We start from the raw sequence: 24995 nt of genomic DNA, 5'->3' as shown, positions 1-24995 counted from the left end.
ATGTCTGTTCTGCTCCTCCTCGTGGACGTCCAGCGCGCCTTCTGCGACCCGGGCGGGTCGATGGCCCTGCAGGGCCGGTCCATCGAGGACATGCACCGGGCTGCGGCGAATTGCGGACGACTGGCGGCCGAGGCGCGCCGCCGCGAGGTGCCCGTGGTCTGGACGAGGATGGTCTACCGGCCCGACTATTCCGATGGCGGTCGCCTCGTGAACGAGCTGCGGCCCAATCTGAAGCGCATCGGCGCGCTCCGGGCCGGCACGCCGGACATCGAGATCTCGCCCGCTGCGGGCCTCGCGCCCGGAGACATCGTGATCGACAAGACCCGCTACTCCTCCCTGATCGGGACCGACCTCGAGCGCATGCTCCGCGCGCGTGGCGTGGAGCGGGTGATCGTCGGGGGCGTGACGACGTCGATGTGCGTCGAGACGACTGTCCGCGACCTCGGCCAGCGCGACTTCGAGACCATCGTCGTCCGCGACGCCTGCGGCGACTTCGCCGCCGACCGGCACGAGGCGTCGCTCGCGGCGCTCGCCTTCGGATTCGCGCGGATCGTCGACCTGGCGGAAGGCGTGGCCGCGATGGACATGCGCGAGAAGGCGCTCGCCGGATGAGGCCAGCCATGGTCAGCGAGGCATCGGCGTCCAGTCCCGAGATCCGGCTGAGCGGGCTCGAGCAGCGCTATCGGACGGAAGCCGGCGGCGAGGTCCTGGCGCTCACCGGGATCGACCTCTCCATCCGCCGCGGCGAGTTCGTCGTCCTCATCGGGCCGTCCGGCTGCGGCAAGACCACGATGCTGCGCATCATGGCCGGGCTTATCCGGCCGACCAGCGGCACCGTCGAGATCGCCGGGCGGCCGCTCTGGAAGGGAGGAGCGCGTGACGACAGTGCGGTCCAGGAGCTCGGCGTCGCGTTCCAGGAGGCAAACCTCTTCCCCTGGATGCGCATCGAGGAGAACATCGCGCTGCCGCTCAAGCTGCGGGGGGTGCCGAAGGCGAAGCGGCTGGAGCGCGCCCGCGCGCTCACGGAACTCGTCGGCATCAAGGGGTTCGAGCGGCGCTGGCCGCGCGAACTCTCCGGCGGCATGCGCCAGCGCGCCGCGATCGCCCGGGCGCTGAGCCTCGATCCGCACATCCTGCTGATGGACGAGCCGTTCGGCGCGCTCGACGCGATGACCCGCGACCGCATGAACGTCGAGCTGCAGCGCATCTGGATGATGCAAGGCTGCACGGTCGTGCTCGTCACCCACTCCATCTCGGAAGCGGTGTTCCTGGCGGACCGCATCGTCCTGCTGTCGCCGCGGCCCGGCAGGATGGACACGATCATCGACGTGCCCTTCCCGCGGCCGCGCGACGGCGATTCGGCGACCCGGCCCGAATTCCAGGCGATCGTGCGCGATCTCCGCAAGCGCCTCGACGCAATGTCATGAAACGCCACGTCCATCTCGTCGCGACGCCCCTGATCCTCGCCGCGCTGGTCCTCCTGTGGTGGGGCTATGTGCGCGCCTTCGAGGTCTCGCCCTTGATCCTGCCCTCGCCGGCGAGCGTGGGCGCTTCGATCGTGGACCTGCTGCAGAGCCCGCGCACCTGGAACCACATCTGGTACACCCTCTACGAGACGATCGCCGGCTTCCTCATCGCGGTCGTGGTCGGCATCGGCCTCGGGGCGCTGCTCGGCAAGACGCCCTGGCTCGAGCGCACCCTGAACCCGCTGATCGTCGGCCTGCAGGTGATGCCGAAGATCGCGCTCGTGCCGCTTTTCGTGGTCTGGTTCGGCTTCGGCCCGACCTCGAAGGTCGTGATGGCGGCCGTGCTCGCCTTCTTTCCGGTGATGACCAACACGATCATCGGCATCAAGTCGGTCGAGCGCGGGCACCGGGACGTCATGACGAGCCTGAACGCCTCGCGCTGGCAGTCGCTCCGGGAGGTCGAACTGCCGGCATCGCTCCCCTTCATCCTGACGGGCATGGAGGTCGGGATCGTGCTGGCGATCATCGGCGCGATCGTGGGCGAGTACCTCGGCGGCTCGAACGGGCTCGGCTACATGGCCGTCGCGGCCCTCAACGCCTTCGACGTCCCCGGCATGTTCGCGGTCATCATCATCCTGACCGTGATCGGGTTCCTGCTCTACGCGCTCGTCGTCATGCTGCGCCGCTTCGTCACGCCCTGGCACGAATCCGTCCTGATCACGCGAGAGACCTGACCATGGGCCGCATCATCGACGTCACGGTGAACTTCAAGCCGCATACCCAGCTCAAGCTCTACGAGGTGCTGAAGATTTCGGAGGAGGCGCGAAAGCCCTTCGTCGCGGAGAGCTACATCGCCGAGATGGACAGGAACGGCGTCGCGATGGCCGGGATCGTCGCGAATGTCGCGCAGAACGGGGTGGGAGGCGAGCTCCTCGCCACCCATGTCGACGAGGTCTACCCGGTGCTCCAAGCGCATCCCGACCGCTTCTTCGGCTGGTGCGGGATCAACCCGCTCGGCGGCATGGAGACGCTCCGCTACATCGAGCGGGCGGTGACGAAGCTCGGCTTCATCGGCGTGCACGTCTATCCGCACTGGTTCGGCGTGGAGGTGAACCACCGCACCTACTGGCCGATCTACGCCAAATGCTGCGAGCTCGGGGTGCCGATCACGCTCCAGGTCGGGCGGCAGTCGCCGCGCTCCGGCGGACGCTACTGCGCGCATCCCTCCATGCTGGAGGAGGTGGCCTTCGATTTTCCCGAGCTCAAGATCATCGGGCTCCATATCGGCTTCCCGCACGAGGCCGACATGACGAGCGCCGTGCGGGTCCACGAGAACATCTACATCCTCGCCGACGCCTGGCCGCCCTCGTCCTGGACGAAGCATTTCGTCGACTTCATCGCCCAGCGCGACTGGGGCAACAACGACGGCGCCGACAAGGTCATGTGGGGCACCGACTGGCCGGTCCAGACCATCGCCGAGTCGGTCAGGCAGGTGCGCGCGCTCGACATCCCGGAGGAGACGAAGCCGAAGCTGCTCGGCGAGAACGCGATCCGCATCCTCGGACTGCGGCCGCCGGCGACAAGCTGAGACCTCGCCCCAGAGATCACGAGCAGGCAGGAGTTCCACAATGACCACCCAGGTGACGCGCCGCGCCGTCTCGGCCGGCTTGGGCGCCCTTTTCGGGGCCGCTTCTGCTCGACCCGCCCTGTCCCAGGCACCCGAGCGCGTGACCTACCTGACGCCCTTCGGATTCCTGATCGATTATGCCGAGACGATGTACGGCACCTCCGGTGGCTTCTTCGCCAAGCAGGGGCTCGATCTGGTCAACGAGGGCGGAAAGGGGTCGGCCTTCGGGATCCAGCAGCTGACGGCCGGGAACGTCCTGATCTCGCGCACGGGCGGGACGGACCTCCTCAAGGCCTATGTTCGCGACCCGCAGCTGATCGCCATCGCGGGCGTCTATCCCAAGGACCTGTTCTGGGTCATCAGCCACCGCGACAAGCCGATACAGGGCTCGGCCGACCTGGCGGGCAAGACGGTCGGCGTCATCTCCGTCGGCGGCGCGACCGAGAACCTGCTCGACATGATGCTGGCGAAGGCCTCGATCCCGAAGAGCTCCGTTTCCCGCGAGGCGGCCGGCAACGCGCCGAGCGCCTTCGAGCTGGTCAAGGCCGGCCGGCTTTCAGGCTATATCGCGACCCACCTCACCGTGCATCGCCTCCGCTCGGCCGGGCAGCCGATCCACGCCTGGTGCATCGACGAGGTCGCGCCGTCTCCCGGAGACCTCTACGTCACGACCAAGCGGACCGTCGAGGAGCGGCCCGAGACGCTGGTCCGGTTCCTGCGCGGCGTGGATGCAACGCTCGCGGCAATCGGCGCGACCGCCGACACGCCCGCGCTGATCGCGTCCATGTCGAAGCTCTACGACATTCCCGAGACGAAATCGCCCGACCGGGGCGTGGCATCGCTCGATTTCGCCAGGACGAACTTCGCGGCGGTGCACCGCGCCAAGCTCGCGGTCGCGCCCGCCACATTCGTGTCCGCCCGGGACCTGATGGTCGCGGCAGGCATCATCCCGGAACCGAAGGACGACGGCTACTTCACGGACGCGATCAGGAAGAAGGCGTTCGGCTGAGGTAGCCCGGGCCGCGATGCTGCCCCGGCGTGCGCGGCGCGATCCCGGCTTTCAGCCGATGGGCGTCGTCGTATTCGTCCAGGCTGTGGAACGGGATGGGCGTGTCCGTCTCGATCCCGCGAAGCCTGCCTTCCAGGCGGTCGAGGGCGTTGGCGCGGCCGAGCTCTCCGCCGCGGAGGACCGCATAGCTGACCACCGGCGGCAGGACGTCGAAGCCCGCGTAACGCAGCGCGTTGTGGATCGGCCACAGGATGCGGTCCATGTCGCCGTGCCGCCCGTCCGGCTGGAAAGCGGTTTCGGCGCCCGCGCAGGTGAGCGACAGCATCGCCCTGCGGCCCTTCAGGCCGCCGTTCTCGAACCAGCGCCGCTCTCCGCTCGGTGTCGTCTCGTGCGCGAACCCGCTCGAGAACACCCGCTCGCACCAGCCTTTCAGGATCGCGGGCAGACCATAGAGCCACAAGGGGAACTGGAAGATGACGAGATCCGCCGCGATCAGCTTTCGCTGCTCGGCAGCGATGTCGGCCGCTGTCGTCCCGCGCGCATGGGCCGCCTCCTGCTCCAGCGGTATCTGCAGCATCGCCGGATTCAGCGGATCGGGGAAGTCGTCGTGGTCGATAACGGCCTTGAACTTCATTTCGTAGAGGTCCGACACGACGACCGCGTGGCCGCATTCACGAAGCACGTCGACGGCCCGGTCCCGCAATGCGGCGTTGAAGGATTTGGGCTCGGGATGGGCGAAGACCAGGAAGACGTTCACGGGACGGCCTTCGCGTCAGAGGGTCAGGCCGTAGATCCGCGCCGTGTTCTCCACGAGGAGCTTGCGGCGCGGCACCTCGCCCAGGTCGAGCGCGTCGATCTCCTTCATCGTGCGGGCGAAGTCGAGGACGGGAAAGTCGGTGCCGAAGATCACCTTGTCCTGCCCCCAGGTTTTGATGAAATGCACGAAGCTCTGCGGCCAGTAGCGCGGGCTGTGCGCGTCGCAGCCGATGAACACGTTCGGGTGCTTCCAGGCCATGGCGATCATCTCGTCGTGCCAGGGGATCCCGACATGGATCCCGATGAGCTTGAGCTCCGGGAAGTCGCAGGCGACCGCGTCCAAGGTGATGGGCCGGCCGACGCTCCGGGTCGGCTGCTCGGGCGCGTAGACCATCGATTGCCCGACCTGCAGCTGGTACGGCACGCCCAGTTCGCAGCACTTCGCATAAAACGGGTAGTACTTCGCGTGGTCGGGCGCGAGCTCGAACCAATGCGGATAGCAATGCGCCCCGATGAAGCCGTCGTTCCGGACGGCGCTCTCGAAGGCCCGCACGCCCTTCATGCCTTCGGTCGGGTCGATGCCGGCGAGCCCCCAGAACCGGTCCGGATGACGCTCCACCGCCTTCGCCACGATCTCGTAGGGAAGGTGGTAGGAGCCGGGCAGCCCGAGGCGGCCGGATTTCGGCGCGATCAGGAAGGCGCGGTCGATTCCGGCCGCGTCCATCCGGTCGATCATCTCCTCAAGCGAGAGGCCACCCATCAGCCCGGACTGCGCCTTCATCTTGCCGACGAAGAACCCGCCGGCCCAGCCGGGTCGACGCGACAACGCCTCCGTCGTCCAGATATTCACCACCGCATCGATCGCACGAACCGTCATCTCAACCCGCTCCGAGACAGAATATGATGCGAATAGACGCGCATTCATCCTGAAGCAAGAACGAAAATATCGATGCTTAACCTATCTTACATCTTCTCTCATCATGCGAGAAGCAGGCCAGATCATGTCGCGATCAGGGATGATGCGGGCAGCCTGACTTACGAGGCGGCTGTCACGCGGATGCTCGGCTTCGCGGCAGGCTTGGCGGAGCGGGGCGTGTCGGCTGGGGACCGGATCGGTCTTTCGCTGCGGGACAGCGCCGACCATCTCCTGATGCACTACGCCGTCGCCTGGCTCGGCGGGACGATCGTGCCGCTCGACCAACGCTGGACCGCGACCGAAAAGGCCGCGGTCGCGCGCGCCTTCGCCTGCCGCGTGACGCTCGTCGAGGACGACGAGGCGACGCCCGAACCTTTCGGCGGCATCCGCATCGACCCGTCCTGGCGCGAGGCGGCCGGCCGGGCGCCTCCGGTTCACATCGACGAAAACCTGCCGGTCGTCCTGTCGCTGTCCTCCGGGACGACGGGCCGTCCGACGGGAGCGCTCGTGTCGCATCGCGAGCTCTACGAGCGCTTCGTCGGCCAGTGGGTCGGCATGACGTTCAACGGGAGCGACCGTTACCTCCTCGCGACGCCGCTCTATTTCGGCGGTGGACGGTCCTTCGCGATGAGCTTCCTCGTCGCCGGCGCGACCGTGATCCTGAAGCCGCCGCCCGTCTCGCCAGAGGAGCTGATCGCGACCGCACGCGAGGCGGAAGCGACCGTCACCTTCCTCGTGCCGACGCAGGTCGGCCGCACGATCGAGGCATGGGCCGGGGAAGGTCCGGCCATGCCGAGCCTACGCCGCCTCGTTGTCAGCGGTGCCGCCATGCCGCCCGAATTGCGCCGCCGCGCGCTGGAGCGCCTGTCGCCGGGGCTGACGGACTATTATGCGACGAGCGAGGGCGGCGGGATCGCGGTTCTCCAGCCCGCCGAGCAGCTCGAACATGCCGCGACCGTCGGCCGGCCCGCCTTCCGGGTCGAGATCGAGGTCGTCGATGCGGAGGGAAGCCCGCTGCCGGCCGGGGCGATCGGGCGGCTCCGCTACCGCGGCCCGGGCGTCTCGACGCGTCTCGTGGACGCCGAAGGTGCGGTGGTGCCGGCCCATCCGGACGGCTGGTTCATGCCCGGCGATCTCGGGCGCATCACGCCCTCCGGCCATGTGCAGCTGACCGGCCGGGCCAAGGACGTGATCATCCGGGGCGGCGTGAACATCTACCCGGCCGAGATCGAGGCGGCGCTCGCGGACCACCCGGCCGTGCTCGAAGTCGCCGTCTTCGCCGTCGAGCACCCGGATCTCGGGGAGGAGCTCGCCGCGGCGATCGTGCTCCGGCCGGGCTTGGAGGTCGCGGAAACCGAATTGCGGGATCACGCCCGCTCCCGGCTCGCCAGCTACAAGGTGCCGAAGCTGTTCGCGCTCGTGACGGCGCTGCCGCGCAACACGAGCGGGAAGGTTTTGCGGGCCGCCCTCCCCCGCCTGCTCGCTGCCGAGTAGCGGGAGGCTCTCCGCCCGGCGGGCATGCGGACCATCCGAAACCGGATCGGACGGACGCCCCCGGTCGGGCGCAGTCGGCGCGCCGCCAAGCTGCTGGCCTGGCTCAGCTCGACGGCGGGCCTACCGGAGGAAGGGAAGGCTGCGCGGTTTGCCGGTCCGGGCTCGGCTGGCCACGTCATGACAGGCCGTGCGGTTCGCCCTTACGAGATGCGTTGCCGCGCCGTATCGGGTCCGCGCGCGCGCGGATCGCCGATCTTCCGGCGGAAGCCCTTAAGTTGTTGGATTTTCGAATGAGAAGTGGAGCGGGCGATCGGGATCGAACCGACGACATTCAACTTGGGAAGCTTAGGTAAGTCACTGATTTTCTGACCTCACGTTCCCCGTCGCGTCTCGATTCAGGAGACGCGAACATGGCACAAAAGCAAAGCCCCGCGGCCGGTAGGACGGCGCGCGGCGACGATCAGCGGCCCTACTACGTGTACTACCTGGGCGATTTCGACAGGGCGGGCAGGGATGCTGGTCGGAGCCTGCAGGAGAAGCTGACACGCTTCGCCGCCGAGAAGGGGATCACCGTCGTTTTCGAGACGGTGGGCGTCACGCTTGATCAGATCCGATTGCATAGGTTGCCCACTCGGGTCCCGAAGCGGAAGACGGTGGCCGACCTGAAATGGCCACACGCCTTCGCGTGTGAGCTAGACGCCCTCCCGCCCGACCAGCTTCGTCACCTCGTTCAGGGCGCCATCAATCGGCACCTCTCAGGGTACGAACTCCAGGTTCTCAAGATCGCCGAGGAAAGCGAGCGCGAGTGGCTGCGGACCCGTGAGGCGCTGTTCTGCCGCTCCGAGTCGGAGGCGGGCCGATGAAACCGCCCCGCCCGACGCACCTCCCCGCAGCGGTGATCGAGGATCAGAACGCGCCTGTCGCGCGCGTCGTCCCGCGCGGGGCGAAGCCCCTCCGGGACAAGACCGGGAAGCTCTCTGCGAAGCTGCGGCTGGGCTACGAGCACACCCCAGCACGCATCTCGAGGCGCCCCGGGATCGACACCCTCAGAGTCGCCGAGGGCGAACGCCTCATCCGGTATCGCCACGGCGACGGCGGTGTGGACACGGATGGCGAAGGCGAGATCTACATCCGAGCTCTAGCACCTCACATCTTGGCTCAGCCGGCGCCGCACGAAGGCCCGAACCGGGTTGTCATGGGCGATCCGCTCGCGCGGCTGATCGGTTGGGCATCCCAGTGGTGCCGGAAAGCTCTCGGTGAGATCGCGCTCGACGATCTGCGGGAGATCGCCAGGGACCCGGGCCGGACGCTCAAAGCCGACGCTCTGGCGAATCGCCTTCGTCTAACGAGAGCCGAGAGGACAGCCCTTGAGATCCGAACGATCGGTGCGATCGACTGGTCGAAGAAGGAGCGTGAGGCTGCGAGGCGGGAAGACGCGCGGATACGCAAAGCCGAGAAGCGGAGAGCGGAAGGCGCCCGATCGTACGCCGACACGGTCGCGAAAGCCGAGCCATGGAAGGCTGCGGGGGTGTCTCGACGGACTTGGTTTCGGAACCAGGCTGTGGCCCGTGGCACCACAACGTCCACAATCGAAAGAGCCGCTCCCGGTGACCTTGGCACCACAACGTCCACGACCGGGAACGAGGTTTCTGGGCAGGTTGGCACCACAACGGCTACAGTAAGAAGCATAGCTTCTAGGTACTGCGGCCGAAGCAGTGCCATCCCGGCTCAGGAAGGCGACGCCAGGCAACTGTCGTTCCTCGCTCCCCCGCAGGCTCGTGACGAGCTCCGGGCCGTCCTGGATCGCTGGCATTCCGGCGAGATGCCCGAGGCTGTCCGGGTTGCCGTCATCGCTGCCAAGCGCAGACGAGCCTTCCGGCAAGAGGATGTCGCAACCGCGATCGGGATCTCGAGGCCGCAGCTCGCCAACGCGATGCATGCCGCTGAGCGGCGCGCGCTTGGCCTGCCGAACGCATTCGACCTCTCTCCTGAGATCATCGCCAACCTGAAGCGATGGCTGCTCGCCGACGACGCTGACCTGCCCCCGCCGGCCGAGTGGGATCGCGAGCGCGCAATGCGCCCGCCTCATCACCGCCGCGGCGGGAAGCGCCCGCCCGATCCAGGCCCGGTGTTCCCGACCTTGCGGCTGTTCTCGCTCATCGAAGGCGGTGCCGAGCGATCTCGTAATCAGGTGCTCGAGCCCGAGAGCGAGGCGGCATGATCCGCGCCCGCTCTCCTCTTCCGATGCGCTCCGAACGGATGCGGCGGGCCCGTTTCGACGTCAGGCGCGGGCTTGAACCTGATCTTGCGCTTCGGCTCGGACAGCATCGGCTCGCCGGTCTGGAAATTCCTGCACGGCCGCGCCGGGGATGTGTCGACCACAAAGGCGCCGAACGAGCGGATCGCGACCTCTCCATCGGTGCGCAACCCGAGCCTGACGGCCTGGATGAACGCATTGGCGTGCCGTCGGCATTCTGCCTCAGGCCGGCCGCTCGCCTTCGCCATGGCTTCGATCAAGTCCGGCAGGTTCATAACGGAAGCCTCTCGATAACGGCAACATCCATAACGATATATGATGGATGTGAGTTGTCGAGGACCAGCCATGCCGACGATCGCCGAACCGATCCGACCACCACCGGCCTACGTGCCGCGGCTGAACGTGGCAGAGCATGCGGCCGCGATCCTGGCCGATCTTCGCGACGCGGGGATCCGACCGACGGCACTGGCCGTGCTGAGCCGGGCGCTCGACGTGGGCGTGCCGGAAGAGGTCGCGGTCGAGATCGCGGCAACAATCGTCGATCACGGGAGGTTCTGTTCGGCCCAGATCAGTGCCTCGAATGCCGCCGCCTGAGCGGCGGCCAGATCAGGGAACAGCTTCTTGCCCTTCTGAGAGGCTCCGGTCGCACGGTTCGCCACCGACACACGCCAGCCCCGCGCGGCCTCATAGAGGGTCAGGTTGAAGCCGTTCACATTCACATACGGATTGCCCTTGGCGGAACGGTGCCACTCACGTCCACGCCAAGCCGCCCGCCGCCTGGCGACATTCTTGAGGCGTCGCTCGCGCTCCCTCGGGCGCGTGTAGTCCTCTTCCATGCGCTCGGCACAGACGCAGCCGACGCCCAAGACGTCGGGGTACTCCGGGTGCTGCATGTAATGAACGAAGCGCACCTCTGCCGATTCGCACATCTCGCAAAGCTGCGATGGCTCCCCAAGATCGTCGTCGTAAATGCAACTCCAGCCTCGGTGCGGAACCTTCGCCTCGGACCACTTCCCATGGTCTGTGTGGCGCCTCAACGACATAGTTCGATTGGCTCTCGATCCCGACTATCCCTGGTAGGGCGGTGGTGCGTCGGCGTAGTCAGCTCGGTCATCAAGTCGAAGGATGATGTAGCCGGCCTTTGCTTTCGTGACCAGGATCGCGTCGTCCTGGAACACGACTCCCATGTCGGGCGGATACTCGCGAAGGAAGTCGATCAACTCTCCGACGGTCGTCCCCTCGAAGTTCACCAGAGACGGCACACCACGTCGCTCGTTCATTCTTCTCGCCTTACCTCGGAGGATCACTATGCCTGATCCACGCCGGCGCGCGCCAGTGCAAGCCCCTACCCCTGATCCAACGGCTGATCCCGACCGCTTCGGCCGAGACATCGCCAGCTTCACCGTCACCGCCATCCAGCGAATCCCGATCGTTGCGAAGGACGCCCAGGCGCAGCTCGCCGCCATCAACGAGCGTGCGGAGCGCGCAATGCGCACGGCCGCTGATCATCGCCGTCAGGTTCTCGGTCTCAGCGAGGACGAGCGGGACATCTGGCTTGCCCAAGCTCGCGTCGGCTTCAGCGCTGGTCTCGATGCCGAGCGAGCCTTCCTCGTCGACGGGAGCCACGACGCGCCCGGGAGGCGGCAGTGACCGAGGGGGGTAGGGGGAGCAGAAGTTCCCGCGCTGGTAGGACGCCCCACCGCACGGGGTCCCACGCGCATTTATTTTCCGGCGCGAGGCGAAATTTCAGGTGCCTGAGAACTGGAATTATTGCGCAGAAAACCAGTTTTCGCAAGCGAGCGACTGGAAAGTGGACGCGCGCCAAAGCCTTGCTGCGCAACGGAAATCTCGCCCCAGAAGGGCGGGAAGTAATTGGACAAAAATCGCATTTTCAGAGGAGCATTACGATGAGCCAAGACGTAGGCTTTGAGCAGGATGACGAAGCCCCAGGCGACCTCGCGACTGACTACGCGGCGATGATCGTCGGGAAGTGGCGGAAGATGGGTCAGCCCCCAATTGAACTCGGCGCCGCGCTGATGTTCCAGGCCGCGGATATCCTCTTCACCGAAGGCGTATCCCGCGAGGGAGTGGCAGAGATGCTGCGCGAGTTGGCGAAGCTCGTCGAGGACGACGCTGCAGATCCCGGTGCGATCGCGTCCGTGTTGAAGCACTAGGCCGCGACGGCCCGCCGCAGATCACATTAATTTACGACGGCTATCGATCCGTCTACATTCATAGGTGATCCGAACGGACTGCCACCCGCGTGATGCGGGCTGGACGGTTCAGAAGGTCACCTAGCAGTCCGCCGTGATGGCGGCTCTCGCAGGGCTTGAACGGGCACTTCGCCCGATCGCTTTCGCGCATGCAGGTGGCCCTTGTCATTTCCTGACGAAACGAAGCGTTCCGCGACCGAGCCGATGGGCCGGATGTCGCTCGGCCTGGAGGTCAAGTTCGCCTCCGGCGCGGCCGAGGGCACGTTCAGCGGCTACGGTTCCGTGTTCAACCACGAGGACTTCGGCGGCGACGTCATCGCCAAGGGCGCGTTCGCGCAGACCCTTCGCGAGTGGAAGGCTCGCGGCAAGCTGCCGAAGATGCTCCTACAGCATGGGCCCGGCCTGTTCGGCGGATCGGCCATGGACGCGATTCCGCTCGGCCAATGGACGGGCATGAGCGAGGACACAAAGGGCCTCTACGTCGAGGGCCGGCTTCTCGGGCTCGATACCGACCGTGGCCGCGCCGTACATGAAGCAATGAAGGCCGGGGAGCTCGACGGTCTGTCGATCGGCTACCGGGTGAAGGAATTCACCCTCGGCACCAAGCCCTCCGAACCTTACCGCACCATCAAGCGCCTCGACCTCTTCGAGGTCTCCGTCGTGCTCTTCGGGATGAACGACCAGGCGCTCGTCGACAATGTGAAGTCGATCGCCTCACCGGCGGACCTTGAGCGCTTCCTGCACCGGGCCGGCTTTTCCCGGGCGGAGGCGAAGCGGCTCACCGCGGCCGGATGGTCCGGCCTTTCCCGTTCCGAACCTAACACCCCGGATCCCGCCCTCACTGCGGCGGCTGACGCCGTCGGCGCGGCTCTCGCCGATCTTCGCTCTCTGAGCTCCCTGAAAGGGTTCACCGCATGAACACTCGTGACATGGTTCTCGGCGGCGCTTCGGCCGCACGCATCTTCTCCGCATCCGTCGGGCCCCGGCCCGTACTCGACGCTCCGCGTGAGAGCGGGGCGGATCTGGCCGAGCTCTCGCGCCAGTTCTCCGCGCATCACGGTGAGGTGAAAGGGCTGCTCGAACGGACCGGCGCCCGGCTGGGCGAGTTCGACACGCAGCTGCAGGCCCACGGCGACCGTCTCGACGGCTTCGAGAAGCGCCTGAACCGCCCGGGGTCCGTTGACATGAAGGCCGGCGACGCCTCGGCCGAGCACAAGGCCCTCGCAACCTTCGCCCGCCGCGGCGACGACGCCGAGCTGAAGGCGATGAGCGTTGGCTCGGATCCGGATGGCGGCTTCCTCGTGCACCCGGTCCTTTCCAGCCGGATGACGAAGAGGCTCTTCGACACCACGCCCATGCGTCAGCTGGCACGCGTAGAGACCATCACGCAGGGGGACGCTTTCGAGGAGCCGCTGGACCTGGACGATGTCGGCGCCACGTGGGTCGGCGAGACCGAGTCCCGTCCCGAGACCAGCACCCCGCAGGTCGGCATTCTCCGGATCCCGCTGGAGGAGATCTATGCGAACCCGAAGGTCACTCAGCGGCTGCTCGACGATTCCGGCTTCGACATTGGCGGCTGGCTCGAGGGCAAGATCAGCGACCGGTTCGGGCGAACGGAGGGCGCGTCCTTCGTGACGGGCGACGGCGTCAAGAAGCCCCGCGGCTTCCTGAGTTACGGGACCAGCGCGCAAAAGGACGGCTCGCGTCCCTGGTCCTCGCTTCAGACGGTCCCCAGCGGACATGCGACGGAGATCACGGCCGACGGCCTCAAGGATCTCACCTGGTCGCTGCGTGCTCCCTATAGGCAAGGGGCCGGCTGGCTCATGAACACGAACACGGCCGCGAGGATCGACAAGCTGAAGGACTCGAGCGGAGCGTATATCTGGCGCGACAGCATGATCGCCGGGGCGCCGCCGATGCTGCTGAACTACCCTGTCACCTTCAGCGAGGACATGCCCGACGTTGTCGCGGGAGCAGTGCCGATCGCCTTCGGCAACTTCAAGCTCGGCTACATCATCGTGGACCGGGCGGGCATCAAGTGGCTGCGGGACCCGTTCAGCGCGAAGCCCTACGTGATGTTCTACGCGTACAAGCGCGTCGGGGGCGGGCTAGCCAACTCTGAGGCGATCAAGCTCCTGCTGGTTTCCGCGAGCTGACGAGACCGGCGCGGGCGCCTCCATCCCGCGCCTGGCCCACTCGGCAGGTGGCCTGAAACAGCCGAGAAGCCGGCGGCCCGATGGGGTTCGGGCGCGGCCGGCAACCCTTCTCCACGACGGAGCTCTAAATGCCATCGCTCGCCGAGATGATCGCGCAGGGGCAGGCCCGTGCCGAGCAGGTCGCGCAGGGTATGATCGCGGCCGTTGCCGCTCTGCCGGCATCGCCGACGCCGCTGCAGGTCGCACAGATCCTTGAGGATGCGCTGGTCGAGGTGATCCGGGCCGAACCTGGGCTTCGGGCCCGCGGCGCCAGCGACGCGGACCTGGATGCGTTCCGGTTGGGCGCCCTCTGGACGTTGAAAGAGCGACTCGGCGGCGCCCAGCCGCTGCTCGACGCCACCCTCTCCGGCCTGCCGAACTAGGAGCGCATCTTGTCCGCCCAGCAGCAGACCGTCATCCGCGAGCTCGTCATTCGAGGCAGCTCGCAGGGGGTCGACAAGCTTGCGAGCGACCTTAACCGCCTCGATCAGGCGCAAGAGGCCGTCGCGCGCAGCGCCGGCACGATGGGGCAGGTTAGCGAAACGTCCGCGCGTCGGCAGACGAGCGCCGTCAACGACCTGGAGCGGCTCAGGCGGACTGTGGACGAGGTTCACCGCTCGCAGGCGCGGTACGCTGAGGTGGAGACCCGCCTTGCCCGCGCGGCCGGTCAAGGCCTTGTCGACATGCGGGAGCGGGACCGGCTGCTCGGCCTGGCGGCGCAGAAATACGGGGTAGCCGCTCAGGCGAACGAGAATTTCGCCCGGAGCTCGGGGCTCGCGGCACACCAAGTCGGAAACCTCCGATCGCAGCTGTTCGATGTCGTCGCGTCGCTTCAAGGCGGTCAGAACCCGTTCACGGTGCTCAGCCAGCAGGGGCCGCAAATCTACGAGGCTCTCGCGGGCCAGGGCGGAATCGCCGCAGGGCTCAAGCAGGCCGGGCAGAGCGCGCTCGGGCTGATCAACCCGACCACTGCGCTGGTGGGATCCGTGGCCGCAGTCGGGGCCGCGGCGATCGCTTCCGCCGCAGCCTGGGATCGCTACGAGACGCAGCAACGAGATGTGGAGCGCTCTGTCGCCGGAATAGGGCGGGCGACCGGCGCCACCCGGGACAGCATCAACCAGACCGCGCTCGCGACGGCTGCGGCCGGCAGCGTCTCGATCTCCGCCGCCCGTTCGATGCAGGCGGAGTACGCCCGGACAGGGAAAGTCGGGGGCGCGATGTTCGGTGACCTCGTTCGGGTCGCGCGAGACTACGCGGTCACCACGGGCCAGGATCTCGAGCAGGCGAACACCGATCTCGCCCGGGCCTTCGCGGACCCGACCAAGGGGGCCGAGCAGCTCAACGCTCGGCTGGGGTTCCTGAGCGGGACCACGCTCGACGCCATCCGCCGGCAACAGGCCATGGGCGACACGCTCGGGGCGCAGCGCACGCTCTACGCCGCGCTCGTGCCGTCGCTGCTCAAGGTGACGGAGCAGACCTCCGCCTGGGCGCAGGCCTGGGACGCGGTGAAGAACAGCGCCTCGAACGCCGCGGACGCAATCGGTCGCGCGCTGGCGCAGCCCACGCTCCAGGAGCGCGCGGCGCAGCTGCAGCAGCGGCTCCGGAGCAATGACACGTCCACGGAGCCGGACCTCGTCGAGGCGCTCCGGGCCATGGGGCTGGATGACCCGCAGATCCGGGCGCAGGTGCCCTCCTATCGGACGATGACGCCGCGGCAGGTCGAGCAGACAACGCAGGATCTCTCCGACGTTCAGGAGCAGCGCCGGCGGCAATCCGCGCTGGCGATGCAGCGGGAGATCGATCAGCTGAATCGGGATGCGTCGACCCGGGCGCTCGGCGTGCTCGATCGCATGTTCCCGGGCGGTCGGGAGTTGGACGAGCTTGCCGGAGATGCGGCGGCATTCGGCCGGGCACTGAAGGACGCCACCAACCTTCCGGATATCGAGCGCGCCCGGGCCGGACTGGCGCAGATCGAGGAGAAGCTCAAGGCAGGCGGGACCGCGGCCTATGAGCTCCGGAAGGCGGCACAGGACGCCTTCGACGCTGCCGGGCTTCTCCCCTACGAGCGCGGCCTTGCCCAGATCGAGCAGAAGTACCGGGACCTCGCGAAGGCGGCGGGCGGCGATCAGCGCATCATCGGAGGCCTCAACGTCGCGAAGGGTCTGGAGCAGGCGACGTTCCGGCGCGAGCAGATCGACGTGCCGCTCCGGGACGCCGCGACCCGGATCAACGAGCAGGTCTCCGCCCTCCGGGTTCAGCGCGACGGCTTCACGCTGAGCACCGAGGCCGCGGCTGCCATGGCCGCTCGTCAGGAGCTTGTGAACGACCTCACGCGGCGAGGCATCACCGATCTGTCCGACTACTCGGCGCGGCTCGATCAGCTCGCGGCCGCCGCGGGCAAGGCAGCAGCGGCTCAGGAAGAGCTTCGCCGCGTTCAACAGAATGTCGTCGGCGGCATGGACGAGCTGCGCTCCAGCACGAGCGGGCTGCTCACGGGGGCGTTCTCTGACGTTCGGCAGGGCAAGAGCCCGCTCGAAGGGATCGTGAACTCGCTTGGCCGGCAGACCGATCAGATGTTCGATCGGCTGATCTCCCGCCCGCTCACCGAGGGGCTGCTAGGCCAGTTCGGGAAGCCAGGCGGCGGCGCGACCGGCGATTGGATCTCGCGCATCTTCGGCGACGCGAGCGGGATCAAGCTGCCGAACCCGCTGGCGCAGTCCACGACGGCGTCCATGACGGTCAACGCCGCGTCGGTGGTGGTGAACGGAGGCATCGGGACCGGCGGTCTGCCGGGCATTGGGGGCTCCGGGCAGAACCTGATCCCGGGCGCTTCCCAGATCCTGGACTCCTCCAAGTTCGGCGGCGGAGCTTCGGCCAGCTATTCGGAGGTCGCGGGCTATATCCGCCAAGCCGCGGCTATGCGGGGCATCGATCCCGACATCGCGCTCCGGGTCGCGCGCTCGGAAGGCCTGACGCAATCGAATCCGACCGGGACCATTGGCGACCAGGGCCGCTCGTTCGGACCCTGGCAGCTCTTCACCGGAGGCGGGCTCGGCAACACGGCACTGTCCCGCGGGATCAACGTGCGCGATCCCTCGACGTGGCGCCAGCAGACCGATTTCGCACTCGACCAGGCGAGGAGCGGCGGCTGGGGGCCTTGGTACGGGGCCCGCAATTCCGGGATCGGGAACTGGGAAGGCATCACCCGCTCGACCGAACAGGCGACGCAAAGCCTCTCCACGCTCTCCTCGAGTGCCACCGAGGCGACCAGCGGCCTCGGCTCGTTCGGCTCCGGTCTCGACGCTTTCGGATCGAAGCTGAGCCAAGTCGCGATCGGCAGCGGGGGCGGAGGCGGGTTCGGGCTTGGCAACCTGTTCGGAAGCCTCTTCGGAGGCGGCGGAGGCAGTGCGCCGTTCATCGACGCCGCCGGTGCGTCTTGGAGCGCGAACGGGAACGTCCTGACGCCGGATGGCCCGATGCCTCTCCGCTACATGGCGAAGGGCGGGATCGCGCAAGCCGGGCAGCCCTTCGTCAACATCATCGGCGAAGGCCAGATGAACGAAGCCGTCGTCCCCCTCCCGGACGGACGCTCGATCCCGGTCTCGATGAATGTCCCCATGCCGGTGAACACCGGCGGAGGCGGCGGGGCGCCGATCACCATCAACCAGGCACCGATCAACGTGCAGCCCGCCCAGGGCTACACCCCCGAGCAGATCCTCGCTGCGATCCGCCAGGGTAACGAGGAGACGGTCCGGCACATCCAGAGGAATTTCGGGAACATGGGTCGCGTGTGGGACAGGAGGTTCGGCTGATGCCCTTTCTTGTCGGACCACTCGTTGGCGCCGGTCTCGGTGCGGCTGGCCTCGGAAGCCTTGGCGCGACCACGATCATCCCCGGGCTCACGGTCAGCGGACTCCTAACCCCAGCGATCCCGACCGGCCTGAATCTGAAGGAGCTGCCCTGTGACCGCGGTCAACGTCATTCGGACGACCGATGCCGTTCACGTATTCACGGACGGGCTGATGGCGACCCCCGAAGGCGCCGCGGTCGGCCGGATGGGGAAAGCCTTTCCAATCCCGCAGGCCAGGGCGGTCTATGTCGGCCGGGGGCAGGTTGAGCTTACAGCGAGCGTCTTCTTCGAACTCAACACGCTGAGCAGCGTCGAGGAGATAGTGGCGGCCCTCCCGACGCTCGTTCCCACCGTCGGTGATCGTCTGGAAGCGCTCGCGGAGCGGTTCGCCGGAAAGGTGCACCGGTCGGACCACACGGTCGCCGGCTGGTCAGAGCAGGGCCAGCGGTTCGTCACGCTCATGTTCAGCACGCACGAGATCCCCGGCGTCTGCCCGGCTGGGCAGCTAGCGGAGCTCCAGGAGTGCGTCATCACGCCGGCGGTCTCTGTCGACCGGCTTGGGGCCATGAACGCGATCGAGGCCGGCTTGGCCATCCTCCGGCGACAGCACGTGGCAGAGCCCGCAAAGGTCGGCGGGTTCGCCCAGCTCACGACCGTGTACCGCGACCGCATCGAGAGCCGCATCCTCGAGCGCTGGCCGGACCGAGTCGGCGAGAGGATCGCGGGGTGAACACGTTAGCGAGCCGTCTCAACTTCAGCCGGGATCTCCGGCTCGGGGGGCTCAAGTGGCAGCTCCTGTTGAAGATCGCTGGGCGGTGGTGTCGGCAGATCGCGGATGCCGAGTGTCTCCAGGCCGAAGTGCTTCGCGTAGGTCTTGAGCCCGCTGTCGTCCGAATAGATCACCGATGCCCCTTCGGCTTTCGCGATCGCGACGATTTGCTGGTCGAACTTGGCCCTGGCACGCGTCTCAAGGTCGCCACGCTTGATCCGCCGCCGGCTGCCTAACAGCTGACGCTGCATCTCGGCGAACTCGATCGCGGCCTTGATCCCGAACGGTGAGATCTTGAACCCGCGGGCGCGCTCCATAATGGAAAGATACTCCGCTGCGCTCTCGGGCTCGACCTTCACCAGCACCTCTCCAAGTGCAGGTGTCGGCACAATGAGGCGGCCTCGCGCCTTCACGGTCTGCTGGACCATGAACTTAATTCTTTCCTGCACCAGGCTCACCGGTTCGCCCGTCTGATGGTCCGTCGGCGCTGCTGCCCTCTCATTGAGCAGCAGGATCAGCATGGACGCGTCGAAGGCGCCTATCACTGCGAACGCTTCCGAGCGGCCGGCGGCTCGCCAGCTCGCATCCTTAGCAAGGCGTCAATAGGGTCCTGCTCGAGGTGCCACGAGTTCCCGGGCACTGCCTGCAGGTCCGCAATCACCTCCGTTAGGTCCTGCTCGCTCAAAACCTCGAATCGACCAACCTTAAAGCTGTCCAGCGCCCAGCCACCCTCAGCCGATCTCCTCCACGCGCCCGTGCCCCAGAGCCGGATGATCGGGCCAAAAATCAGCTTCCCGAGTTCACGTGCTGTCTCGCGATTGGTGACAACATTCGTATAGAGCGTGTCGCCGTCCTGCAGCTGCAGGTGCACCGACTTGTCGATCCCGCCGAGCCGGACCAACTCGCCTTCGATGAAGCCCTCCTCTCGGACCACGCCATAGTCGACCGGCATCTCTCGCTCGCGGCCTGGAAACGGCACGACGTTCCCTCGCCCGAAGCGTACCACGCCAACGGCATTATCCTCGGCAAGCATCTGGTCGATTCGCCGATAGATTCGAACGACATCCGCCGGCGCTTGGATCTGCCGTGCCTGAGCAAGGCGCCTTTCGACCTTCGGAACGGCAGGCTCAGCCACAGCCGAGACGATCACCGTGCTGCCCTTCTTCAGTCTCTTGAAATGGACGCTGGCGCTCTCGCCGTACAGGCGGCCAAGCTCGACCAGGTACTCGCCGAGCCGCTCCATCGGGATCGTCTCTGGCGTCCAGCTGTCGATGCGAAATGTGATCTCGCGGCTCATTTCCTGGGAGTATGCCTCAGCGGATCGCTAGCCGCCATTCGGCCTTTGAACATGGTTGATCGCTCCGCAACGCGGCGGGCTGAGCCGAGAGCGACCGCGGATGTAACGGCGCTCTCGGCTGCCGCGCCCTTGACTGATCTAAGCAGGATGCCATCCCTGAGCTACCGGCAGCAGCGATGGAGGGTGGAGTGGCGATGCGATTCACCATCAGGCCAGGCGAAAGCACCGCGAGCGGTGGGTTCGCCGTAATCGCGCAAGACGCCCGCGAGGCACTCAATCATGTGCGGGACATGCTTGACCGAGGCCTGACCGATATCGACGTCGTGGACCCCGAGGGGCGGCACTACGATCTCATTGAGCTGGAACGGATCACGGCGGAGAGTGAGGCGCGGGAGGCGTCATAGCCGCTTCTTCCCGCGATGCGGCGCGATCCCCGGCCCGGCGCCGTCCGTCCGCGGTCGCCGTCCCGGTTCACGAAGCAGTGATGTAGGGGCGGCGAGACTGCGTTCCTAGTACCCCGGAATCCGGCTGTTGACGAAGATCTCCGCCGTACCATCGCCCGACGTCTTCCCGAGTACGATCTCGAGCACCCAACCATTGCTCATAGTGAGGCGGGCATCGTCCGAGTCGAACGCGCTGAACAGGTCGTTCACGGAGCCACGGACCGTGCCGCTTGCTTCGCGGCGGTTCCGAGCGCTGTCGTGCCAGACCTCGACCGTATAGGTGCACGGGAAAGGCTCGAACCGCCGCGACGAGATCGTGCCTTCGCCGGTGAAGGAGTCGAGCTTCCTCATCCTGTCCCTCGCATAGGTGTGTAGCTCGGGTCAGCCGCCGGACTTCGCCTTTCCGCCGGCCCCGAACGCCTGTTCGAACTTCAGGTCACCGAACACGAACTGGCCGGTCGTTCCGTCGGAAAGCTTCCCGATGGCCGTCCCCGACAGCCCGTTCAGCTGGCGAGTGACGACGATCTCACCTCGCGCGCCGTTGGAGCATGTGACCGGGACAACGATCGTGGGGTTCGTGTCGAGCGAGTTGTAGGTCCCCGAGCAGCGCTTTCCGCCCGGCGCCTGCACCCAGAAATCGCCTTCGCCGCTCGTGCGCGCCGTTGCCTGCCCCGCAGCGGGTACGCCGTTCCCGAACTGGCCTGAGACTGGAACGGAGATCTGAGTCGCGCAACCCGCTAGGCCGAGTGCCGCAATGATCCAAAGCAGATGACGCAAGTGGAGCTCCCCAGCCCATTGTTCGGCGATCCTGCCCTGTCAACGAAATGCGCGCTAGCCGACCCCCCTGAGCCTGACCCCTGGTTGTCCACCGTTCGTGAATTCCACGCCGGCGTCCTGCAACGCCTTCGTGATCTTGTCGACCGTGTCCTGTCGCCCGCCGATCGGGCCAGCGCCGTCGTCTGATTCAAGACGCGCGATCGTCGGATAGGAAACTGCCGACGCTTTTGCGAGGTCGGCTTGCGACCAGCCGAGAAGGGCGCGAGCGGCTTTCACCTGGCGGACGCTGATCGTCATTTCGATAGAATTTCTATTGACAGCCGAACGTCGGCGATTTGATATAGAAACTATCAACGATCCGTTGACGGAGCAACTTGATCAATGCCGAACGACACCGTTCCGGCAGCCGCCCTCGGCTTGCCTGCATCCAACGAATCGCCGGCCCGCCCGAACCGCTCAAAGCAGCCCCGAACGGCGTCTTGTGATGTTCGCCGGAGCACCGATCCGGCCGAGATTGCCACCGACGTTCCTCCTCGCCCCAATCGGGGCAGCAATTTGGAGGACGGCATGTCTCGACACGAGGCCTTTACGGGAGAAGCGACACCGATCAGCGCGGCAGATCTCGTCACGCTCAGTGATGAGAGCGCGCGCCGCGTCGACGAGCTGTTCGCGGAATGGCTCGATCAGGTGCTCGAGCTAAAGCGGGCGCAGCGTATCCTTGCGGAGTGTATCGCCGCGATGCCCTGGTGGGCGCAGCCGGGGCCGTCGACGGTCCACTCGGATGGTAGGCTTTCGGGAAGGAACTCCTGGATCCCCGCGCTGCAGCAGTTCGAGCTTCCGACCGGCATGGTTCACATCATCATCCGGCCCGGAGAGTCCGAGTTCCGCGAGCGCTATCTCAACCATCCATTCCTTCGGGAGGACGAGCGCCAACATGCCTTCGATAAGGCGATGGCGAGGCTGAAGGAGCGTGAGGAGGCGCAGGCTGTCGAGATGCGACGGTCTGGAACCGCCTCAGCTCGTCGCATTGAGAGCGAGCATCACCTCCGTCTCTCTCGCTGGTCGACCATGATCGGGAAGACCCCGCCGTCTCCATCTCGACTGGCTTTCCGGGCGATCGAGTTGATCGCGTGGATGTCCGTTGGCGATGTGGCGTTCAGTAAGCAGAGCGACGCGTTGCGCGATCTCAGGATCTATCATGAGGGCGAGACGCTGAAGAACCTGATTCCGGTGTTGCCGCCACGGCTCCGGGAACAGGCCGAACGCGTGATCCGACCCGGCGCAGGTCCGATGCGAAAGTGGAGCTACTGGCATGGCGACACCCCACTCCGCAGCGGTTTCGGCCGGCCGCCGGCCGAGCTCCTGACACCGAAGCAGGATACCGATTGATCGGATAGGGCTCGGCCAAAGCGCCGGGCCTTCATCATTTAGTCGGATGCCCAGGCCCGGATTTGCTCACCCGGTTAGCCCCGCCGGGCAGGGCCTATAGGATGTATGAAGGGGGAAACCCGCCGATCTCACCGGGTTTCGGATAGCTCCGCCACACGATCCAGCGGAACAGGATCCGCTGGTCACTTTCATGATCTCGTCCGAGATGGATCAGCACGGGAGCGAGGAGGCCCGTGCTGATGACCGACTTCCACGACGCTGAAGACGCCAAGCGCTACCGCGCTCGCCTTCGCAAGCAGCAGCGATACTCGCAGAACTACCGCGACAAGCTCGAAGCAGCGAACATCCCAGACCGGGATGAGATGGCCCGCGCCTGTCTGACGGCGCTCGTCGACCTACTAGCCGCCGGCCCCGACGCTAAGACGTGCGGCTTGGTGCCCGGCACCATGGTGAGCGCTCTTCAGGAGAAAGGGTTCAGTCGCGACGGGACCATGGACCGTCTCAGGGGAATGGTGAGGCGTGCGCGATCCAAGGTCCAGGCACATCAGAAATGAGCGCCAATGCCCCTGATCTCCGCCGTGCGGCGAAATGGCACTACCGCAGCCAAAAACGCACGTTCTTGCAGTCGCTTACCCTCCCACCGAATGCCGTTGAAGGACACTCCAGCGGCAACTTTGGACTTTGCGGTCTGCGAACTTACGGGCTAATTCTCGCGCCCAGCACATCGAGCCGCGCCCGGAGCCAGAAATGGCTGCCGGGCGTCGTTGTTTCTACCCCCGAAAATCGAAGGTCGTTCCCCATGCGATCAGCTTATGGAGCTGAGCGGCGCACCCGCGCGCCTGCTCGCCATCGAACACTCGTTGTGTTCGATAAGTCGGATCTGGACGCGATCGACGCTTGGGCGATTCCTGCCGGGCAGTCCTGCCGCTCAGACGCTATTCGGGCGCTTGTGCGAGAGGGCCTCAAGATCGCTGGGCGGAAATCCCGTCCCGAGCGGACTAGCCGCTCCTAAGCCGATGCCCCGCTCCGCCGCCTCCGACCGGGCTGTGAAGATGACGGGGCTATTTCCCTGCGAGGCAGAGGTCGCCCGGCGGCTGAGCCAGACTCCCAAGGAGTGGGCCGCGAAGTCGATCGTGCTCGAGCGCGACGGCCTGCCCAAGGTGGATCCGATCATGGGCGGCCGGTTCTGGCCCGCCGTCGAGGCCTATTGGCTCCGGCGCTATGCCCTTTCTAGCATCGAGGTCGTCCAAGCGGACGGAATGGAGAACCTCGATGCCCTCTGACGCCGACATGCCCGGCCTGAAGCGCCGGCCGAACAAGTCGGGACCGCCCCGGCTGTATTGGTGCGCCCGGCCCGACCTCGTGAAGAAGGGCTACACGCCCAAGACGATCCCCCTCCCCTATGACGAGAGCAAGCCGGGTGACCGGGAACTGATCTCGGCTGCCTGCATGCGCTTCCAAGCCGAGATGCTGGAGTGGTCCAGCGGTCGTAAGCGGGACCTGAATCGCTATGACGGCACGATCCGCGGCCTGTCCCGGCGCTACCAGACGGACGAGGCCAGCCCGTTCCAGCGGATGAAGCACAACACGCGGGAGAAGGATCTCCACGTCCTCAAGCTCATCGAGAAGGCCTTCGGCGATCGAGCCATAGCCGCCATCGGCCTGTCTGACCTCTGGCGCTGGTACGAGGCGGCGAAAAAGCCGAAAGAGCCGGGCGCCCCTCCGCGCGTCCGCCGCGCCTGGGGCATCATGAAGAAGCTCCGGGAGATGTTCTCCTACGGCGTCGCGGCCGAGCTGTCAGGATGCAGTCGGGTGCACGCGATCCTTCAGGAGACCCGCTTCCCCGGCCCGGAACGGCGCCGCACTACGCTCGATGCTGAGCACGTGGCCGCGTTCATCCCGAAGGCAATCGAGATGGGCCGCGTTTCCCTCGCGCTTGGGACCGCCATCCAGTTCGACCTTCTCCTCCGGCAGAAGGATGTGATCGGGGAATGGGAGCCGATCCCGGCCGACACTCCCGCGACCGGAATTGTCCTGAACGGCAAGCGCTGGGTGAACGGCCTGACCTGGAGCGAGCTCGTCCTCGACGGCGTGACGCGCAAGGTGACGTCCAAGACCGGCGCTATCGCCGCCCATGACGTCTCGCTCTGCCCGCACGTTCTGCAGGTCGTGGCGCACGTTCCGCCAGAGCGACGAGTCGGCCCCGTGATCATGGATGAGAAGGCCGGCCGGCCGTACGCCGACGATGCCTATTCCCGGGAGTGGCGAGCCGTCGCTCGCGCGGCCGGGGTACCGGACCACGTCTGGAACATGGACGCCCGCGCCGGCGCGATCACTGAGGCAGAGGACGCCGAAGCGGACCTGGACGCGATCAGGTCGTCGGCTGCCCACTCACAGGCTTCGACCACGGCCCGCTACTCGCGGGGAGCGGTCGGGAAATCCAGGAAGGTCGCAAAACTTCGCGTCGCCCACCGGGCCGCGAAGAACGGGGCCTGAACGGATATGGGGAACGCGACGGGGAACGTGGGGAACGGAGA

At 66.6% G+C, this 24995-nt stretch carries 31 protein-coding genes; 21 read left to right on the top strand and 10 right to left on the bottom strand.

Annotated features, from left to right (window positions below):
- The 5 genes from HJG44_RS03385 to HJG44_RS03365 are packed head-to-tail and all read left to right on the top strand — an operon-like array spanning position 1 to position 4102.
- Positions 1-612 carry a cysteine hydrolase family protein gene (locus tag HJG44_RS03385; protein WP_171216901.1) on the top strand — a complete coding sequence of 204 codons (612 nt, stop codon included), beginning with the start codon at positions 1-3 and terminating at the stop codon, positions 610-612.
- An 8-nt stretch (positions 613-620) separates the two neighbouring features.
- Positions 621-1427, top strand: coding sequence for an ABC transporter ATP-binding protein (locus HJG44_RS03380; RefSeq protein WP_171216900.1), 807 nt, complete (start codon positions 621-623; stop codon positions 1425-1427).
- Positions 1424-2200 (top strand): ABC transporter permease, encoded by a 777-nt coding sequence (locus HJG44_RS03375; RefSeq protein ID WP_171216899.1) that lies wholly within the window; start codon positions 1424-1426, stop codon positions 2198-2200. Before HJG44_RS03380 ends, HJG44_RS03375 begins: the two co-directional genes overlap by 4 nt.
- Positions 2201-2202: 2 nt before the next feature.
- A complete protein-coding gene (locus tag HJG44_RS03370) occupies positions 2203-3054 on the top strand; it encodes an amidohydrolase family protein (RefSeq protein WP_171216898.1) in 852 nt (283 codons plus the stop codon).
- Positions 3055-3094: 40 nt separating this feature from the next.
- On the top strand, positions 3095-4102 hold the full coding sequence (locus tag HJG44_RS03365) for an ABC transporter substrate-binding protein (protein ID WP_171216897.1): 1008 nt from the start codon (positions 3095-3097) through the stop codon (positions 4100-4102).
- On the opposite strand, the gene HJG44_RS03360 is transcribed toward HJG44_RS03365, so the two are convergent.
- Together HJG44_RS03360 and HJG44_RS03355 are read right to left on the bottom strand one after the other, a co-directional pair.
- Positions 4080-4859, bottom strand: coding sequence for an NAD(P)H-dependent oxidoreductase (locus tag HJG44_RS03360; protein WP_171216896.1), 780 nt, complete (start codon positions 4857-4859; stop codon positions 4080-4082). The genes HJG44_RS03365 and HJG44_RS03360 overlap by 23 nt on opposite strands.
- A gap of 15 nt (positions 4860-4874) precedes the next feature.
- Entirely contained in the window at positions 4875-5735 is an 861-nt protein-coding gene (locus HJG44_RS03355) for an amidohydrolase family protein (protein WP_171216895.1), read from the bottom strand.
- A gap of 72 nt (positions 5736-5807) precedes the next feature.
- Here HJG44_RS03355 and HJG44_RS03350 point away from each other — a divergent pair, with 72 nt between their 5' ends.
- The 3 genes from HJG44_RS03350 to HJG44_RS03340 all read left to right on the top strand — a co-directional run bounded on the left by HJG44_RS03350 (position 5808) and on the right by HJG44_RS03340 (position 9489).
- Positions 5808-7268: a class I adenylate-forming enzyme family protein gene (locus HJG44_RS03350; protein ID WP_171216894.1), complete on the top strand. Its 1461-nt coding sequence runs from the start codon at positions 5808-5810 to the stop codon at positions 7266-7268.
- Positions 7269-7678: 410 nt separating this feature from the next.
- A complete protein-coding gene (locus HJG44_RS03345; protein WP_171216893.1) occupies positions 7679-8131 on the top strand; it encodes a hypothetical protein in 453 nt (150 codons plus the stop codon).
- A complete protein-coding gene (locus HJG44_RS03340; RefSeq protein ID WP_171216892.1) occupies positions 8128-9489 on the top strand; it encodes a hypothetical protein in 1362 nt (453 codons plus the stop codon). Before HJG44_RS03345 ends, HJG44_RS03340 begins: the two co-directional genes overlap by 4 nt.
- Here HJG44_RS03340 and HJG44_RS24350 read toward each other — a convergent pair.
- On the bottom strand, positions 9456-9800 hold the full coding sequence (locus HJG44_RS24350; protein WP_171216891.1) for an HU family DNA-binding protein: 345 nt from the start codon (positions 9798-9800) through the stop codon (positions 9456-9458). The two genes, HJG44_RS03340 and HJG44_RS24350, sit on opposite strands and share 34 nt — an antisense overlap.
- A 70-nt stretch (positions 9801-9870) precedes the next feature.
- Between HJG44_RS24350 and HJG44_RS03330 the strand changes: the two genes are divergently transcribed.
- Positions 9871-10119, top strand: coding sequence for a hypothetical protein (locus HJG44_RS03330; protein ID WP_171216890.1), 249 nt, complete (start codon positions 9871-9873; stop codon positions 10117-10119).
- On the opposite strand, the gene HJG44_RS03325 is transcribed toward HJG44_RS03330, so the two are convergent.
- On the bottom strand, positions 10068-10454 hold the full coding sequence (locus HJG44_RS03325) for a hypothetical protein (RefSeq protein ID WP_246736005.1): 387 nt from the start codon (positions 10452-10454) through the stop codon (positions 10068-10070). The two genes, HJG44_RS03330 and HJG44_RS03325, sit on opposite strands and share 52 nt — an antisense overlap.
- 138 nt (positions 10455-10592) lie before the next feature.
- Positions 10593-10805 (bottom strand): hypothetical protein, encoded by a 213-nt coding sequence (locus HJG44_RS03320; RefSeq protein WP_210260887.1) that lies wholly within the window; start codon positions 10803-10805, stop codon positions 10593-10595.
- Positions 10806-10833: 28 nt separating this feature from the next.
- On the opposite strand from HJG44_RS03320, the gene HJG44_RS03315 reads away from it, so the two are divergent.
- The 7 genes from HJG44_RS03315 to HJG44_RS03285 all read left to right on the top strand — a co-directional run bounded on the left by HJG44_RS03315 (position 10834) and on the right by HJG44_RS03285 (position 18513).
- Positions 10834-11175, top strand: a complete 342-nt coding sequence (locus HJG44_RS03315; RefSeq protein WP_171216887.1) for a hypothetical protein — start codon at positions 10834-10836, stop codon at positions 11173-11175.
- Between the two features lie 257 nt (positions 11176-11432).
- On the top strand, positions 11433-11699 hold the full coding sequence (locus HJG44_RS03310) for a hypothetical protein (protein WP_171216886.1): 267 nt from the start codon (positions 11433-11435) through the stop codon (positions 11697-11699).
- Positions 11700-11951: 252 nt separating this feature from the next.
- Positions 11952-12656 carry an HK97 family phage prohead protease gene (locus HJG44_RS03305; RefSeq protein WP_210260886.1) on the top strand — a complete coding sequence of 235 codons (705 nt, stop codon included), beginning with the start codon at positions 11952-11954 and terminating at the stop codon, positions 12654-12656.
- Positions 12653-13894: a phage major capsid protein gene (locus HJG44_RS03300; protein ID WP_171216884.1), complete on the top strand. Its 1242-nt coding sequence runs from the start codon at positions 12653-12655 to the stop codon at positions 13892-13894. Before HJG44_RS03305 ends, HJG44_RS03300 begins: the two co-directional genes overlap by 4 nt.
- A 128-nt stretch (positions 13895-14022) precedes the next feature.
- Positions 14023-14316, top strand: a complete 294-nt coding sequence (locus HJG44_RS03295; protein ID WP_171216883.1) for a hypothetical protein — start codon at positions 14023-14025, stop codon at positions 14314-14316.
- Positions 14317-14325: 9 nt separating this feature from the next.
- On the top strand, positions 14326-17745 hold the full coding sequence (locus HJG44_RS03290; RefSeq protein ID WP_171216882.1) for a phage tail length tape measure family protein: 3420 nt from the start codon (positions 14326-14328) through the stop codon (positions 17743-17745).
- Between the two features lie 150 nt (positions 17746-17895).
- Positions 17896-18513: a hypothetical protein gene (locus tag HJG44_RS03285; protein WP_171216881.1), complete on the top strand. Its 618-nt coding sequence runs from the start codon at positions 17896-17898 to the stop codon at positions 18511-18513.
- A 5-nt stretch (positions 18514-18518) separates the two neighbouring features.
- Here the strand turns inward: HJG44_RS03285 and HJG44_RS03280 are convergent, their stop codons facing one another.
- Together HJG44_RS03280 and HJG44_RS03275 are read right to left on the bottom strand one after the other, a co-directional pair.
- Positions 18519-19073, bottom strand: coding sequence for a PIN domain-containing protein (locus HJG44_RS03280; protein WP_171216880.1), 555 nt, complete (start codon positions 19071-19073; stop codon positions 18519-18521).
- A 20-nt stretch (positions 19074-19093) separates the two neighbouring features.
- The gene (locus tag HJG44_RS03275) at positions 19094-19849 is read right to left on the bottom strand and encodes a hypothetical protein (protein WP_171216879.1); all 756 of its coding nucleotides are present in this window, start codon (positions 19847-19849) and stop codon (positions 19094-19096) included.
- A gap of 194 nt (positions 19850-20043) precedes the next feature.
- Here HJG44_RS03275 and HJG44_RS03270 point away from each other — a divergent pair, with 194 nt between their 5' ends.
- Positions 20044-20253 (top strand): hypothetical protein, encoded by a 210-nt coding sequence (locus HJG44_RS03270; RefSeq protein WP_171216878.1) that lies wholly within the window; start codon positions 20044-20046, stop codon positions 20251-20253.
- 105 nt (positions 20254-20358) lie between these two features.
- Here HJG44_RS03270 and HJG44_RS03265 read toward each other — a convergent pair whose 3' ends face one another.
- The 3 genes from HJG44_RS03265 to HJG44_RS03255 are packed head-to-tail and all read right to left on the bottom strand — an operon-like array spanning position 20359 to position 21366.
- Complete coding sequence (locus HJG44_RS03265; protein WP_171216877.1) at positions 20359-20643, bottom strand: hypothetical protein; 285 nt, start codon at positions 20641-20643, stop codon at positions 20359-20361.
- A 30-nt stretch (positions 20644-20673) separates the two neighbouring features.
- Positions 20674-21069, bottom strand: coding sequence for a hypothetical protein (locus HJG44_RS03260; protein ID WP_171216876.1), 396 nt, complete (start codon positions 21067-21069; stop codon positions 20674-20676).
- Between the two features lie 54 nt (positions 21070-21123).
- The gene (locus tag HJG44_RS03255) at positions 21124-21366 is read right to left on the bottom strand and encodes a helix-turn-helix transcriptional regulator (RefSeq protein ID WP_171216875.1); all 243 of its coding nucleotides are present in this window, start codon (positions 21364-21366) and stop codon (positions 21124-21126) included.
- A gap of 84 nt (positions 21367-21450) precedes the next feature.
- On the opposite strand from HJG44_RS03255, the gene HJG44_RS03250 reads away from it, so the two are divergent.
- From HJG44_RS03250 to HJG44_RS03235, 4 genes are all read left to right on the top strand, one after another.
- Positions 21451-22458 (top strand): hypothetical protein, encoded by a 1008-nt coding sequence (locus HJG44_RS03250; protein ID WP_171216874.1) that lies wholly within the window; start codon positions 21451-21453, stop codon positions 22456-22458.
- A 239-nt stretch (positions 22459-22697) separates the two neighbouring features.
- Positions 22698-23012, top strand: a complete 315-nt coding sequence (locus HJG44_RS03245) for a hypothetical protein (protein WP_210260885.1) — start codon at positions 22698-22700, stop codon at positions 23010-23012.
- 498 nt (positions 23013-23510) lie between these two features.
- Positions 23511-23741 carry a hypothetical protein gene (locus tag HJG44_RS03240; protein WP_246736004.1) on the top strand — a complete coding sequence of 77 codons (231 nt, stop codon included), beginning with the start codon at positions 23511-23513 and terminating at the stop codon, positions 23739-23741.
- The gene (locus HJG44_RS03235) at positions 23731-24954 is read left to right on the top strand and encodes a site-specific integrase (protein ID WP_171216871.1); all 1224 of its coding nucleotides are present in this window, start codon (positions 23731-23733) and stop codon (positions 24952-24954) included. The genes HJG44_RS03240 and HJG44_RS03235 overlap by 11 nt, the downstream gene beginning before the upstream one ends.
- Positions 24955-24995 lie beyond the last annotated feature (41 nt).

The sequence above is a fragment of the Enterovirga aerilata genome (assembly GCF_013044135.1).
In the GTDB taxonomy this organism is placed as follows: Bacteria; Pseudomonadota; Alphaproteobacteria; order Rhizobiales; family Beijerinckiaceae; genus Enterovirga; species Enterovirga aerilata.
Note: the sequence above shows the minus strand (reverse complement) of the source record. Positions and strands in the feature narration are given on the sequence as shown.